Raw genomic sequence first — 14970 nt, 5'->3', positions numbered from 1 at the left:
CCCCGCCGGACTCCGCCAGGACCTTCGTGATCGCCGCCGTCAGCGACGTCTTGCCGTGGTCGACGTGACCGATCGTGCCAATGTTGCAGTGCGGCTTCGTGCGGGCAAACTTCTCTTTGGCCATGGTTCCCGTTCCTGCGGCAGGGCCCGCGCACGGGCGCACCCGATCTCTCTATCGCCCGGCTCGCTGGGAGGCCCGGCGAAAGGCGCGGTCCGATTAGAGGCTCGCCGTCCTTTGATCAAGGGCCGGGTCTCGCCCGGGACTTCGGCTGGGGGCCCCGTTGCCTGATTCGGCTGTCCGAGGCCGCGTGCGGCGGCGGCGCTGCATTTGGGCTGCACTGTGGCACGGCGGGCATAGTGCCTGGGGCATGCTTACGCTTAATTGGCGCCAGAGCCATCCGGGACAGTCTTCAGGTAACCCTCATCATGACGAAGAAGCTTCTCCTCGCATCCACCGTGCTGGCCGGCATGACCGCCGTCGCCTCCGCCGCCGACCTGCCGCGCCGCGCCCCCCCGCCGGTCTTCACTCCGATCCCGGTCTTCACCTGGACCGGCTTCTACGCCGGCCTCGAGTCGTCCTACGCCTTCACCGACCGCCAGCGGATCATCACCAACGGCACCACTCCGGTCACCGTCGGCAACGTCGCGGCCGGCCGCCGCCTCTCGACCGTCACCACCGAGCAGGATGCGGTGGGCAAGCTCGGCGGCACCTTCGGATACAACTACCAGTTCACGCCGGGCTCGGGCTTCGTCATCGGCGTCGCCAACAGCATCGACTGGACCGACCTCACCAAGAACCGCTTCGTGATCGGCGCTCCGCTCGCCGGCGGCGTCGTGGGCAACCCGGCCGCCTACCGTCAGAGCCTCGACTGGCTCGGTACCCTCACCGGCCGCGTCGGCTACGGCTTCGATCGGGTGCTGGTGTACGGCATGGGCGGTCTCGCCTACGGCAACGTGTTCTACGACGCCCGCTTCTTCACGCCCGGCAACGCCCTGCAGTTCGCCGGCCGCTACGACGACTTCGAGACCGGCTATGCCTACGGCGGCGGCATCGAATTCGCAGTGCCCACCGACAGCTTTCTCAACACCTTCGCCTTCGGCAAGTACCTCGGCCTGAAGTACGAGGCGGTCACCGTGAAGGTCGAGTACCTCCACTACGACCTGGGCAGCCGCAACGTCGTCGTCAGCGCGGTCCCCGGCGTCGGTACCGGTGCGTACGTCTCGCGCTTCACCACCGATGGCAACGTCGTTCGCGCTGGCTTCAACTACAAGTTCAGCGGTCTCTGAAATCGACCGCAGTCCCTCGGGGCTGCACCTTCAGCGACGGTTCATGGGCGGGCACCGGCAGCGGTGTCCGCCCTTTTTCGTTTCCCGGGTCGCCCCATTCCGGGAAACCAGGTTGGTTCGGTGTCGTCACCTCAGGCGTTCACCCGGCTTCCGGGGGGTTGCCCGTCCCGGCCGGCGGGCTTGAACAGGCCGCTCGCGGTGGCGACCAGGTTGCCGCCCTCCCCGCGGATTTCCGCCTCGCAAAACAGCACCGAGCGCCCACCGCGCACCACGAAGCCTTCGGCCAGCAGCACGCCGCGACCGGGGGCGAGGAAGCGGGTCTGCATGTCAAGGGTGAGCACCGGACGCCCCGCCGAGAGCCGCGCCGCGGTGCCCATGGCGATGTCGAGGAGCGTGCAGATCACGCCGCCATGGGCGATGCCGAGGTTGTTGCCGTGGTCGTCGCGCAGGCGCAGCCGCAGCCGGGTTCGCCCGTCGGCATAGCCGAGGGCCTCGACGCCGCAGAGCCGCGCGAAGGGGATGTCGGCCCCGAAGATCGTATCCTGCTCGCGCATCGGCTGCTCCGACCCTCGCCCGTTTCGAAGGCCGGGTATGCGGGCGCCCGCGCGCCCTGACAATTCCGCCCGGCTTCGTCGCTCCGACCGCGACCGGGTCGTTGACAGACCGGTATGGCCGGACGGACGATGCCGGCAACGGGATCCGTCAAGGATCCGGCTTCAGGGATGGACGCATGCGCCCGGCTCCGGCACCCGCCGCGCCACGGATCTGCGCGGGCAGGACCGATTCCGGCAGGACGCGCCGATGACCGCGCCGCGCTGGCGCCGCCGGCCCGAGGGCTCGACCTGGGGCGATTACGGCCCCGACGACCAGCTCGGCCGCGTCAACGGGCTCGATGCGGCCAAGGTGCTCCAGGGCGTCGCCGAGGTCCGCGAGGGGCGTACCTTCTGCCTCAGCCTGCCCCTCGACCTGCCCGGCGGAAACGTCCTGAACCAGCGCCGTCACCCGCCGCGCCTCAGCCCGACGGTGCGGACCAACGGCCGGCCGGTGACGAACTTCCGGGTCTGCGAGGAGGTGGACGGCGCCACCGACGTGATCTGCGACGACCGGGTGATGCTCTACTTGCAATACTCGACGCAGTGGGACAGCCTCGCCCATGTCGGCGGCCTATTCGACGCCGACGGGGACGGAACGCCAAAACCTTTCTACTACAACGGCTTCCGCGGCGGTCTCGACGTGACGGGTCCGAGCGAGGCCGCCGAGGTCGAGGCTCCGTCGCGGGCGCACCGCCTCGGCATCGAGCGCCTGGCCGAGCACGGCATGCAGGGTCGCGGCGTGATGATCGACCTGCGGGCGCATTGCGGCGACGCCCGCGCGCTCGTCGGCTACGACGGCCTGATGCACATCCTGGAAGCCGACGCGGTCGCGGTCGAGCCCGGCGACATGGTCTGCCTGCATACCGGCTTCGCCGACCGGCTCCTTGCCTGGGCCGGCGAGCCGGACCGGGATGCGGTCCACCGCATCTGCGCCGTCCTCGACGGGCGCGATCGGCGGCTGCTCGACTGGATCACCGACAGCGGCCTGTCCGCGCTGATCGCCGACAACTACGCGGTCGAGGCCTATCCCGCGCGTCCGGGCGGGGCCTGCTGCGCGATCCTGCCGCTGCACGAGCACTGCCTGTTCAAGCTCGGGCTGCCGCTGGGCGAGCTCTGGCACCTGACGCCGCTGGCGGACTGGCTGCGCGCGAACGGACGCCATCGCTTCCTGCTCACCGCGCCGCCCCTGCGGCTTCCCGGCGCCGTCGGCTCGCCGGCGACGCCGATCGCCACCGTCTGACCGGAGGAGGACATCATGGCCGAGATCGCCGTCGTCGGGGCCGGGCTGATGGGCCACGGCATCGCCCTGGTCCTTGCCCTCGGCGGCCATGCCGTCCGCCTCGTCGACAGCCGCCTTGAGACCCTCGACGCCGTGCCCGGCCTGATGGCCTCCGCGCTCGCGACCCTGCAGGGGGCCGGAGCCGCGCCGGACGGGTGGAGCGCCGACCGCCTCGCCGCCGCCGTTCGCCTCTCGCAGGACCTCGCAAGCGCCGTCGACGGGGCGAGCCTCGTCATCGAGGCGATCACCGAGGACCCGGAGGCGAAGCGCGGGCTGTTCTCCGAGCTCGACCGGCTCTGCGCCGACGATGCGGTGATCGCCAGCAACACCAGCTACCTCGACGTCTTCCCGCTGATCCCGGCGATGCGCCAGCCGCGCGCCGTCGTCGCGCACTGGTACACGCCCCCCTACATCGTCGACCTCGTCGACGTGGTGCCCGGCCCCGAGACGCTGCCGGAGGTGGTGGCGGGCATCCGCGACCTCGTCGTGGGCTTGGGCCAGGTGCCGATCGTGCTGAAGCGCTTCGTGCCGGGCTACGTCGCCAACCGCATCCAGTCGGCGATCACGGCGGAGGTGCACCACCTCCTCGACGCGGGCTACGCCACCCCGCGCGAGATCGACGACGCCATCGTGCATGGGCTCGCCTTACGCATCCCGATCCTCGGCCACCTCGCCAAGGCGGACTTCACCGGGCTCGACCTGCAGCGAAGGGCGCTCGCCAACGCGAGCTACAGCCCGCCCCCGCCGCGCACCCGGTCCGACAGCCTCGACGCCCTCTGCGCCGAGGGCCGGACAGGGGTGATGGCCGGGCGCGGCTACTTCGATTGGGGCGGTCGCGACCCGGCGGAGCTGTTTCGCGACCGCGACCGCAAGCTGCTCGCCCTGAAGGCGGCCCTGCGCACCATCGGCCGGATGGAGGGGACGTGAGCGTTCCCAGCCGCCACGCACCAACCCCACCCGGGAGCACACGATGATCAGCGCCGACCTTCGCAGCAAAGCCGTCCTCGTCACCGGGGCCTCCTCCGGCATCGGCCTGGCCGCGGCCACGCTGTTTGCGCGTAACGGGGCCACGGTCGCCCTGAACCACCTCGCGGACGACCCACGCGGCCCGGAAGCCGCCGGGCGGCTGAGCGCCGAAGGTCTCTCCGTCACGGCGGTCGCCGGCGACGTGTCCCGCGCGGGCGAGGCGGAGGCGATGGTCGCCGCGGCGATCGCGACGCTCGGCGGCCTCGATGTGCTGATCAACAACGCCGGCACCTCGGGCACGCAGGCGCCGATCGCCTTCGAGGACCTCGACGCGATGACCGAGGACTTCTGGAACGCGATCCTCTCGACGAACCTCGTCGGCCCCTATCGCTGCGCGCGGGCGGCCGCCCCCGCCCTGAAGGCGCGCCGCGGCGCCATCGTCAACACCGCCTCGGTGGCCGGCCTCGGGCGGCGCGGCTCCAGCATTGCCTATTCGGCGAGCAAGGCCGGGCTCATGAACCTGACGCGCTCGCTCGCCCGGGCGCTCGCCCCCGAGATCCGGGTCAACGCCGTCGCGCCGGGCCTTGTGGCCACGCCCTGGACCGCGAACTGGCCGGAGGAGCGCAAGGCGGCGACCGTCGCCAACACCCTGATGGCGCGCCTGGCCGAGCCCGAGGACATCGCCGAGGCGATGTTCTTCCTCGCCGCGGGCGGCGCCTACATCACCGGCGAGACGCTGGTGGTCGACGGCGGGATGATCTGAGGAGACGGCGATGTCGCAGAAGACCGTGATCACCTGCGCCCTGACCGGCTCGTTCGACACGACCGCGAAGAACCCGGCGGTGCCGGTCAGCCCGGAGGCCATCGCCCGCTCGGCGCTCGAGGCGGCCGAGGCCGGCGCCGCGGTGGTGCACATCCATGTCCGCCACCCCGACACCGCGGCACCGAGCATGGAGTTCGACCATTACCGCGAGGTCGTCGAGCGCATCCGCGCGCGGAACGCCGACGTGATCCTCAACCTGACGACGGGGCCCGGCGGGCGCTTCGTGCCGGGCGCGGCCGACCCGGCGGCGGCGGGGCCCGGCACCACCTTCGTGAGCCCGGAGGTGCGGACCCGCCACGTCAGCGCGCTGAAGCCCGAGCTCTGCACCCTCGACGTGGCGACGATGAACTTCGGCGAGCACCTGTTCCTCAACACTCCGGCGCACCTGCGCGCCATGGCCGAGACGATCCGAACTGCGGGCGTCCGTCCGGAGATCGAGGTGTTCGACCTCGGCCACATCGCGCTCGCCCGCCACCTCATCGCCGAGGGGCATCTCGCCGCGCCCCCGTTATTCCAGATCTGCCTCGGCATCCCGTGGGGCGCCCCGGCCGACCCCGAGACCCTGGTGCAGATGCGGGCGCGCCTGCCGGCCGACGCGGTCTGGTCGGCCTTCGGCATCGGCCGGGCCGAATTCCCGATGGTGGCGCTGGCTGCGAGCATGGGCGGCAACGTCCGCGTCGGCCTGGAGGACAACCTCTACCTCGCCCGTGGCAAGCTCGCGCCGAACAACGCCGCCCTGGTCGAGAAGGCGGTGACGCTGCTGTCGCTCCTCGATTGCGCGCCGGCGACCCCGGACGAGGCGCGCGCGATCTTCCACCTCCCTGCGCGCGATTGAGCGAATCGCGCGAAGCTCCCGAGCGGGAGCGTTCTTCCCGCGACCCCGATGGGGCGGCAAGGGCCTCGCGGGGCATGCCGGGCCGGCCGACGGCAGGGCATTGCGACGGCGTTGGCCCCAAAATGTAGATTGTGCGCAATCGATATTCGTGCAAGGAGAGGGCATCGGCTCAGCACGACGCCCGTGCGAACGCCATCCGATCAGGAGACGACGATGCAGGCTCTGTACACCGCCCACGCCCACGCCACCGGCGGCCGCGAGGGTTCCGCGGCGACCGACGACAGCCGCCTCGGCGTCGGCCTCTCGACCCCGAAGGAGCTCGGCGGCAACGGCGGCCCCGGCAGCAACCCCGAGCAGCTCTTCGCCGCCGGCTACGCCGCCTGCTTCCTCGGCGCGATCAAGTTCGTCGCCGCCCAGGACAAGGTGAAGGTGCCCGAGGACGCCCGCGTCGACGCCGAGGTCGGCATCGGCAAGCGCGAGGACGGCACCGGCTTCGGCCTCACCGTCAGCCTCAAGGCCAGCCTGCCCGACATCGACCCCGCGACGGCCGCCGACCTGGTGAAGCGCGCCGACGTCGTCTGCCCGTACTCGCACGCCACCCGCGGCAACATCCAGGTCGCCGTCGCCGCCGTCTGATCGCGGCCGAACCTGAGACTGCGAGCCTGAAATGAAAAGACCCGCGACGGCAGCCCCGTCGCGGGTCTTTTCATGGGCGTGGTCGCGGGTGGTCAGGCCTCGGCTTCCATCCCCTCGAGCTCCGCGATCATCCCCTCGATCATGCCGAGCCCGATCTGCCAGAAGCCGGGATCGCGTGCGTCGAGGCCGAACGGGGCCAGGAGCTCGCCGTAGGGCTTCGAGCCGCCGGCCGAGAGCAGGGCGAAGTAGCGCTCGACGAAGCCGTCCTCGGCCTTGGCGTAGACCCCGTAGAGCGAGTTCACCAGGCAATCGCCGAAGGCGTAGGCGTAGACGTAGAACGGCGAGTGGATGAAGTGCGGGATGTAGGCCCAGAACGGCTCGTATCCGGCATCGAGCGTGATCGCCGGGCCGAGCGATTCGGCCTGCACCGACATCCACAGGCCGTTGATCTGCTCGGCCGTCAGCTCGCCCTCGGCGCGGGCGAGGTGGACCTTGCGCTCGAACGAGTAGAACGCGATCTGGCGCACCACCGTGTTGATCATGTCCTCGACCTTGGCGGCCAGCATCGCCCGGCGCTGGGTCGTGTTCGTGGTCGCGGCCAGCAGGCGCCGGAAGGTCAGCATCTCGCCGAACACGCTGGCGGTCTCGGCCAGCGTCAGCGGCGTCGGCGCCATCAGCGCGCCGTTGTGGCCGGCCAGCACCTGGTGGACGCCGTGGCCGAGTTCGTGCGCCAGCGTCATCACGTCCCGCGGCTTGCCCTGGTAGTTGACGAGCACGTAGGGGTGGACCGAGGGCACCGTCGGGTGCGCGAAGGCGCCGGGCGCCTTGCCGGGCCGCGTCGGCGCGTCGATCCAGCGCCGGTCGAAGAAGTCCCTCGCGATGCCGGCCATCTTCGGTGAGAACGCATTGTAGGCGTCGAGCACCGTGTCGCGCGCCTCGGTCCAGGGGATGGTGCGCTGCTCGACCTTCGGCAGCGGGGCGTTGCGGTCCCAGTAGGGCAGCGCCTCGACGCCGAACCACTTCGCCTTCAGGCGATAGTAGCGGTGCGACAGCCGCGGATAGGCTTCGCGCACGGCGTCCACGAGCGCGGCGACCACCTCCGGCTCGACCCGGTTCGAGAGGTGGCGGGCATCCGCCACGTCCTTGAAGCCGCGCCAGCGGTCCGAGATCTCCTTGTCCTTGGCCAGCGTGTTGGTGATCAGCGTGAACACCCGCAGGTTCTCGCGGAACACCTCGCTGAGCGCGCCGGCCGCCTCCCGGCGCACCGCGCCGTCCGGGTCCTGAAGCTTGTTCAGCGTCGGCTCCAGCGGCAGCCGCTCGCCCTGGATCGGGAAGCGCAGCGCCGCGATGGTCTCGTTGAACAGCCGGTCCCAGGCCGCGTTCGCGGTGACGGACTTCTCCAGGAACAGTTTTTCGATCCGGTCCTCGAGCTGGAACGGCTTCTCGCGGCGCAGGTCCTCGATCCACGGGGCGTAATGCGCGAGCGGCCCCCCGGCCATCGCCGCGTCCAGCACGGCGTCCTCGATGCGGTTGAGCTCGAGGGCGAAGAACAGCAGGTCGCCGGAGGCGTTCGTCAGGCGCTCGCGGGTGTCGCCGTAGAACTTCGCCCGCGCCTCGTCGGTGGTGTCGCCGGAATAGACCAGCCCGGCATAGGACATCAGCCGGCCGAGCAGCTCCTCGATGCCCTCGTAGGCGGCGACCGCGGCGGCGAGACTGGCGGAGGCGTCGGGGCCGCTCGCGAGCTGCGCGATCTTCCCGGCGTAGGTCTCGGAGAAGGAACGGCAATCCGCCTCCGCTTTCGCGAGGTCGCGGCGGAAGTCCGGGGCGTCCAGGCCGGAATAGAGGTCGGCGAGGTCCCATTCGGGGAGCGGCCCGAGGTCGACCGCGTGGGCGGCGGCGCGCGCCGCGGCGGCGCCCTCGGCGCTCCGAAGCGGTGACCAAGCGGGGGCGAGGGCTCGAATGGTCATAGATCCTCGGGTGCGTTGCCGGCGCGTCGCGCCGCCTGTCCGGGGCTCGACGGCCCCGCCCTGCCTCATATCGAGCGCAGCCGACGGCGTTCAACCGGAATCCTCAGGCGCAAGGGGACGCAAGCGGCGGCTGCGGCAAATCTCCCGTCGTCGTTAAGCGGCGCTTTACGCATCTGGGCGAGGCTCCGGCTCGAAACGAAACACCCGCCGGTCGCGCCGGGCGCCGGAACCCGCAAGGTCCGGCGCCGCGGACGACCCGCGGCAGCGAGGAAGAGCCCGCATGGCGACAACGGTCCTGATCGTCGACGACGATCCCGTTCAGCGTCGTCTCGCCGAGGCGACGGTGCGCCGCTTCGGCTTCGAGGCGACGCTCGCGGAGAACGGTGCGGACGCGCTCGCCCTGCTCCGGACCCACCCCGAGATCGACGTGGTGCTCCTCGACCTCGTCATGCCCGGCGGCCTCGACGGGCTCGGCGTGCTGGCCGAGATGCGGAAATCCGGCCTCGACACCCCGGTCATCGTCCAGACCGCCAACGGGTCGATCGACGCCGTCGTCACGGCGATGCGCGCCGGCGCCGTCGACTTCGTGGTCAAGCCTGCCGGCGCCGAGCGTCTGCAGGTCTCGATCAAGAACGCGCTCCGGGTCGACCACCTTGAGGAGGAAGTCCGGCGCATGCGCCGCCGCGCCTCCGGCTCGCTCAGCTTCAAGGACCTGACCTCGAAGTCGCCCGACATGGAGCGGGTGATCCGGCTGGCCGAGCGCGCCGCGAAGTCCAACATCCCGGTGCTGATCGAGGGCGAGTCCGGCGTCGGCAAGGAGGTGCTGGCCCGTGCGATCCAGGGCTCGGGCGAGCGGCGCGGAAAGCCCTTCGTCACGGTCAATTGCGGCGCGATCCCCGACAACCTCGTCGAGTCGACCCTGTTCGGGCACGAGAAGGGCGCCTTCACCGGCGCCACCGAGCGCCATGCCGGCAAGTTCGTCGAGGCGTCCGGCGGGACGCTGTTCCTCGACGAGATCGGCGAGTTGCCCCTCGACGCTCAGGTAAAGCTGCTGCGCGCGCTGCAGGAGGGCGAGGTCGACCCCGTCGGGGGCAAGCGCAGCGTGCGCGTCGACATCCGCCTGGTCTCGGCGACGAACCGATCGCTCCTCGACCTCGTCAAGGAGGGGCGTTTCCGCGAAGACCTGTACTATCGCCTCAACGTCTTCCCGATGACCCTGCCCCCGCTGCGCGCCCGCCGCGAGGACATCCCCGACCTGGTGCGCTCGTTCTGCGCCCGGTTCGCGGCGGAGGAAGGCAAGCGCGTCCGCGCGATCACCGCCGAGGCGATGGCGCTGCTGACCCGCTACGGCTGGCCCGGCAACGTCCGGCAACTGGAGAACGCGCTGTTCCGCGCCGTCGTCCTCGCCGACGGCGACGAGCTGACGGTGGCCGAGTTCCCGCAGATCGCCGCCCAGGTCGAGGGGTTCGACGTGCGCATCCCGGCAGCCCCGGTGCAGCCGATGCTGTCGGCCCATTCGCCCGAGCCGGTGCGCGAGATCGTCCGCGTCGAGGTGCGCGATCCGCACGCCCTGTCGCTGGTGGTCGAGGATACCGGCGAGATGAAGCCGATGGATGCGCTGGAGGCCGAGATCATCCGCTTCGCGCTGCAATTCTATCGCGGCCGGATGTCGGAGGTGTCGCGCCGCCTCGGAATCGGCCGATCGACCCTGTATCGCAAGCTCAAGGAGCTCGGGCTCGACGGCGACGCCAAGGCCGAGGACGCCGCGGCCTGATCGGCCTGAAGGCTGGAAGCCCGCGCTCGATGCGTGGCGGATCAGACACTTGCCGGCACTCTGCGGCGCGCGCGGACGGGGTGCGATTGCACACGATCGGGCGAGCGCAGATACTGATAAGGTTGTGGGCGGCCTCGAGGTCGGTCCCCAGGAGGTTCGCAGATGAGCGTCTCGCGCTCGGCCCAAGCAGCCCTGGCCGTCCTGTTGGCCGGCTCCGTCGCGCAGGGCGTCCTGACGACGGCCGCCTCCGCCCGCGGCGGGCTCGACGACGTCCCGCCGGCCGCCGCCGTCGCGACCGCGACGCCGGACAAGCCCTTCGACGGCGACAGGACCTCCAACCTCGATAAAGCGTCGGGCCCGGACAAGGCGTCCGCCTCCGATCCGAGCCTGCCGCCCCCGGCCACCGGCCTCGAGGCGGTGACGCCGTCGGAGCCGGCGAAGGCCGATCCGGCACGATCCGAGGCGCCCTCGCCCGAGCGCCCTGCCGTCACCGCGGCCCCGACCGCGCCGAGCGACCCGCAGGCGGCGGCCGTGTTCAACCGCCTCGCCGCCTCCGCTCCGCTGCTCGCCCGGCTGACCACCAAGGAGCGCGAGTCGATCCAGGCCTTCTACGCGCTCGGCGCCTTCAAGCCGGTCTGGATCGTGGACGGCGCCTACACGCCGGCGGCGAAGGCCGTGGCCGCGCGCCTCGCGGCGGCGCCTGAGGACGGCCTCGACGCCCGCGCCTATCCGGTGCCGGCGCTCCCGAAGGCCGCCAAGCCGGACAATCCGGGGACGGGCGAGAGCGCGGCCGGATCAGACAATCTCGCCGCCCTCGCCGAGGCCGACCTGAAACTCTCGGCCGCCGCCGCCCTCTATGCCCGCGACGCACGCGGCGGGCGGCTGAACCTCGCGGCGATCTCGCGGCTGATCACCCCGACCCTCGACCTGCCGGCCGCCGACACGGTGCTGTCGAGCCTGGCCGGCGCCGGCGGCAGCGCCGGCGACCTGCTCCAGGCCTACAACCCGCATTCGCCCGGCTACCTCGCCCTGAAGAGCCGCCTCTCGGTGGCGCGCGCCCCGGCCGTCAAGGAGGACGCGCGTCCCGCGGCGGCCGCTTTGCGGCTTCCGCCCGGGCCGGCCCTGCGCGTCGGCATGCGCGATGCGCGCGTGCCGCTGCTGCGCGCCCACTTCGATCTCGAAAGCCGGAAGGCCGGCACCCTCGACGCCCCCCCGGGCGACGCGGAGGAGTACGATTCCGGCGTCGCCGCCGCAGTTGCCGGGTTCCAGCGGAGCCGTGGGCTGCCCGGCAACGGCGTCCTCAACGTCCAGACCGTGGTGGCGCTGGCGCAGGGCGCGGGACAAGGGGCCGGTCAGGCCGGGATCGTGCGGCCGGTGGGCGACGACGCGGCGCTGATCGTCAACATGGAGCGCTGGCGCTGGCTCGGCAGCGATCTCGGGCCCGACTACGTGCTGGTCAACGTGCCCGAGTTCCGCCTGCGGGTGTTCCGCGACGGGCGCCAGCGCGACGAGGCGCGCGTCATCGTCGGCAAGCCGGATTCGCGCACGCCCCTGTTCTCCGGGCTGATGGAATACGCGGTGGTGAACCCGTCGTGGTACGTCCCGCCCTCGATCCTGAAGACCATGCTGCCGAAGATCGCGAGCTACGGCGGCAGCACCTGGGGTGGCTACGAGATCGTGCGCCGCGGCGGCCACGTCTCGCTGCGCCAGCCGCCGGGCGAGAAGAACGCGCTCGGCTTCATCAAGTTCATGTTCCCCAACCAGCATGCCGTGTACCTGCACGACACGCCGAACCGCTCGCTGTTCTCGCGCTCGGAGCGGGCGCTCAGCCACGGCTGCATCCGCGTCGACGACCCGTTCCGCTTCGCCGACGTGGTGCTGCCGAACTGGACCGAGGAGCGCCTGAAGAAGCTCGTCGGCAAAGGCGAGCGCACCATCCGCCTGGAGCACAAGCTGCCGGTGCACCTCGCCTACTTCACGGCCACCGTCGACGACGGCGGCAGCTACCGCACGCTGCCCGACCTCTACGGCTACGATGCGCCGATGCGCGCGGCCCTCGGCCTCGGGGGCGGCGGCGCGATGGCCAGGGTCTCCCCGGCGATCCGCCCGTCCGAGCCGACACGCAGGACGGCGGAGGCCGTCTCCGTGCCGGCGCCGCCCAAGCCGCGCCACTCCGCCGTGCCGCGCCGTGCCGTGCGGGCGAGCGCAGAGGCCCCGGCGCCCGAGTTCGGCGAGCCCGGCCTGTGGACCCCGAACCCCGCTCCGGTTTCGCGCAGCTGGTGGTGATCCGGCCGCTTTGCCGGTCTGGCGTTCGCCTCCGGCGGGGCTTCCCGTGACCCGTCCGCATCACCGGCGCGGTGACGTGCGCCGGCACGCTTGCCGGCACGATTTCGCCACGGTCCAGACTTAGCCGTAAGGGAATCGCGGGTGTCCTGCAGGGGGCGCCGATAACCCGGTCTTCACGGTTTTCGGCAACCTTGCGTTCACCATGGTCCCGCGCGCAGCGCGGGCCGCGTCCGAGGGGTGAGACGATCGTGCCGACGCCGAGCCAGACGACGCCCCGGCCCTCTCGTCTTCGGCGAATCCTGTTCGGCCTGTCCGGCATGGTCATGGCGCTGGCGGCGGGGACCACCGGCACCCAGGATGCGGTCGCCAACGGCGACACCCGTTCGCTGACGATCTTCCACACCCACACCAAGGAAAGCGCGACCATCACGTTCAAGCGCGACGGGCGCTACGACCGCGCGGCCCTGGAGCAGCTGAACTGGCTCCTGCGCGACTGGCGCATCGACGAGCCGACCAAGATGGACCCGCGCCTGTTCGACACGGTATGGGAGGCCTATCGACAGGTCGGCGCCTCCGAGCCGATCCACGTCGTCTCGGCCTATCGCTCGCCCGGCACCAACGCGATGCTGCGCCGCCGCTCGAAGGCGGTGGCCGAGTACAGCCAGCACATGCTCGGCAAGGCGATGGACTTCTACCTGCCCGGCGTCTCGATCGACGACATCCGCGCGGTCGGGCTGCAGATGCAGCGCGGCGGCGTCGGCTGGTATCCGCATGCCGGCTCGCCCTTCGTCCACCTCGACGTCGGCTCGGTCCGCATGTGGCCGCGGATGAGCCACGACCAGCTCGCGCGCCTGTTCCCCGACGGCAAGACCGTCCACCTGGCCTCCGACAACCGGCCGTTCCCGCGCTACGAGGAGGCCCGCGCCGAGATCCTGGCCCGCGGCGGCACCGTGCTCGGCGTGTCCTCGCAGATCGCCTCCGCCGACGAGGAGGAGGGCCCGAGCCTCGTCGGGTTCCTCGCCGGCCTGTTCGGCGGCCGGAGCGACCCGGCTCCGGCGCCTGTCGCAGCGCCGCGCGGAAGGCCGAAGCCGGTGGTCGCCGTGGCGAGCGCCGACCCGGAGGACACCTCCGGCGCCCGCGCGGCCCTGGCCTACGCCGCACCGACGGCGCCGGTTGCCGACGGCGCGCTCCGCGAGGCGATGCTTCGCCGCGACGGGCGCGATGCCAAGGCGCTGCTCACCGGCGAGCCGGCGGTCGCGAAGCCCGCCGAGGCCATCGACGCCGCGCTGATGTCGAGCGTGGCGGCGCCGCTGCCGCCGCGCCGGCCCGCCTAATTGGCGCGCGCGGGGGCGGCCGCCGCGCTCGCGATGCCCCTGCCCCCGCCGCGCCCGGCGCAGTTCGCCGGCCTCGGCAACGTCGGCATGGCGAGCCTGTCCACGAGCCTCGCGGCGGTCTCGGACCGGCCCGCGCCGCGCCCGGCCAACCGCCTCGTCCCGGCCGACGCCGACGCCAAGGCGCAGCTGCGGGCACTGTTCGCCACGGTCTCGATCGAGTCCGACGCAACCCATCCGGCGAGCCGCGTCGCGCCCGTCCGCGTGGCGCAGACTCGCGCACGCGCCGACGCGGCGCCCGCCGGCGTCGTCGCCGCCTCGCCGGACACGGTGACGACGCGTTTCGGCCGCCGCAGCCCCGGCGACGACCTCACGGCCGTGCGCTTCACGGGCTCGGCGACCCGGGCGGTTCCCGGTACGCGCTGAATGAGAAGTCTTGCGTCCTCGGCGCTCGCTCAGGGCAGGCGGCGGCCCTGGGTGACGCTCATCGCCGAGACCAGGGTCGCGGCGTAGCCGCCGTTGGCGCCGGCGACGCGGGCGGCGTCGAGGCTGCTCTGGGACGCCACGGCGAAGCCGATCACCCCGAACAGCGTGCCGGCGCCGACAAGCCACAGGTAGGCCCGCGCGACCGCCTTCGGGATCGGCACGGTACGGGGGTTTTCCCCGAGATAGAGCTGCGACGAGGACGAGTCGTTCATGGCCGGCGTTCCCGCGGATGACTGACGTCCGGGCGGACCGTCGATCGCTCTCGCGCATCCGATTCGCCACTATCATCCAACGCAGGCCTAAGGCAGAGGTTCGCCGGCCCGGTTCCGTTATTTCCGCAGGTTTTTTTCAGGTGGTTGACGGCGGGTTGCCGGAGGCGCCGATGCGGCTCGCTCTCCTGTCCGGCCCATCCCATTCGTTGATGGAGTACAGCTTCGGAACAGGCGCGGGTTTCCCCTCTCCCCGCTTGCGGACAGAGGCCCGGCTGCACCTCGTCGTGCAGCCGGGAAGCGAGAGGCGAAGCCGAAGCGACGGTGAGGCGGCGCGAACGGAGGAGCCTCTTTCGTTCGAGCCCCCTCACCCTCGGCTGCCGCCTCGCTTCGCCGACGACGAGGTCGGCAAAGCCCTCTCCCCGCAGGCGGGGCGAGGGGATGCGCGCATAGCGAGCCGCCAGAAGCAGCGATCTGTGAATTCTCGCCCGTCCGGGA

General features: G+C 71.7%; 12 protein-coding genes and 1 pseudogene. 9 read left to right on the top strand and 4 right to left on the bottom strand.

Annotated elements, in window-relative coordinates:
* On the bottom strand, positions 1-124 hold a 124-nt coding region (locus FV234_RS19595), incomplete at its 3' end, for a GTP-binding protein (RefSeq protein WP_246686237.1).
* A 302-nt stretch (positions 125-426) separates the two neighbouring features.
* On the opposite strand from FV234_RS19595, the gene FV234_RS19590 reads away from it, so the two are divergent.
* Positions 427-1287: a porin family protein gene (locus FV234_RS19590; RefSeq protein ID WP_147831176.1), complete on the top strand. Its 861-nt coding sequence runs from the start codon at positions 427-429 to the stop codon at positions 1285-1287.
* Between the two features lie 131 nt (positions 1288-1418).
* On the opposite strand, the gene FV234_RS19585 is transcribed toward FV234_RS19590, so the two are convergent.
* Entirely contained in the window at positions 1419-1841 is a 423-nt protein-coding gene (locus tag FV234_RS19585; protein ID WP_147831173.1) for a PaaI family thioesterase, read from the bottom strand.
* Positions 1842-2088: 247 nt separating this feature from the next.
* On the opposite strand from FV234_RS19585, the gene FV234_RS19580 reads away from it, so the two are divergent.
* The 5 genes from FV234_RS19580 (at position 2089) to FV234_RS19560 (ending at position 6419) form a co-directional block, all read left to right on the top strand.
* A complete protein-coding gene (locus FV234_RS19580; protein WP_147753640.1) occupies positions 2089-3120 on the top strand; it encodes a cyclase family protein in 1032 nt (343 codons plus the stop codon).
* 15 nt (positions 3121-3135) lie between these two features.
* Entirely contained in the window at positions 3136-4086 is a 951-nt protein-coding gene (locus FV234_RS19575; protein ID WP_147753639.1) for a 3-hydroxyacyl-CoA dehydrogenase family protein, read from the top strand.
* A gap of 43 nt (positions 4087-4129) precedes the next feature.
* Positions 4130-4888, top strand: coding sequence for an SDR family NAD(P)-dependent oxidoreductase (locus tag FV234_RS19570; RefSeq protein ID WP_147831171.1), 759 nt, complete (start codon positions 4130-4132; stop codon positions 4886-4888).
* A 10-nt stretch (positions 4889-4898) separates the two neighbouring features.
* Positions 4899-5783, top strand: coding sequence for a 3-keto-5-aminohexanoate cleavage protein (locus FV234_RS19565; RefSeq protein WP_147753637.1), 885 nt, complete (start codon positions 4899-4901; stop codon positions 5781-5783).
* Positions 5784-5996: 213 nt separating this feature from the next.
* The gene (locus FV234_RS19560; RefSeq protein WP_147753636.1) at positions 5997-6419 is read left to right on the top strand and encodes an organic hydroperoxide resistance protein; all 423 of its coding nucleotides are present in this window, start codon (positions 5997-5999) and stop codon (positions 6417-6419) included.
* A gap of 92 nt (positions 6420-6511) precedes the next feature.
* Here FV234_RS19560 and FV234_RS19555 read toward each other — a convergent pair whose 3' ends face one another.
* Positions 6512-8386 carry a M3 family oligoendopeptidase gene (locus FV234_RS19555; RefSeq protein WP_147753635.1) on the bottom strand — a complete coding sequence of 625 codons (1875 nt, stop codon included), beginning with the start codon at positions 8384-8386 and terminating at the stop codon, positions 6512-6514.
* Positions 8387-8666: 280 nt separating this feature from the next.
* On the opposite strand from FV234_RS19555, the gene FV234_RS19550 reads away from it, so the two are divergent.
* The 3 genes and pseudogenes from FV234_RS19550 to FV234_RS19540 all read left to right on the top strand — a co-directional run bounded on the left by FV234_RS19550 (position 8667) and on the right by FV234_RS19540 (position 14203).
* A complete protein-coding gene (locus tag FV234_RS19550) occupies positions 8667-10160 on the top strand; it encodes a sigma-54 dependent transcriptional regulator (protein ID WP_147753634.1) in 1494 nt (497 codons plus the stop codon).
* A 162-nt stretch (positions 10161-10322) separates the two neighbouring features.
* The gene (locus tag FV234_RS19545) at positions 10323-12446 is read left to right on the top strand and encodes a L,D-transpeptidase family protein (protein ID WP_147753633.1); all 2124 of its coding nucleotides are present in this window, start codon (positions 10323-10325) and stop codon (positions 12444-12446) included.
* A 317-nt stretch (positions 12447-12763) separates the two neighbouring features.
* Positions 12764-14203 (top strand): annotated as a pseudogene (locus FV234_RS19540) (DUF882 domain-containing protein).
* Between the two features lie 29 nt (positions 14204-14232).
* Here FV234_RS19540 and FV234_RS19535 read toward each other — a convergent pair.
* Positions 14233-14475, bottom strand: coding sequence for a hypothetical protein (locus FV234_RS19535; RefSeq protein WP_147831169.1), 243 nt, complete (start codon positions 14473-14475; stop codon positions 14233-14235).
* Between the last annotated feature and the right edge of the window lie 495 nt (positions 14476-14970).

It is taken from the genome of Methylobacterium sp. WL8 (genome assembly GCF_008040045.1).
Taxonomy (GTDB): Bacteria; Pseudomonadota; Alphaproteobacteria; order Rhizobiales; family Beijerinckiaceae; genus Methylobacterium; species Methylobacterium cerastii.
The sequence above is the reverse complement of the archived record's forward strand: the minus strand, read 5'-3'. Positions and strand labels throughout refer to the sequence as shown.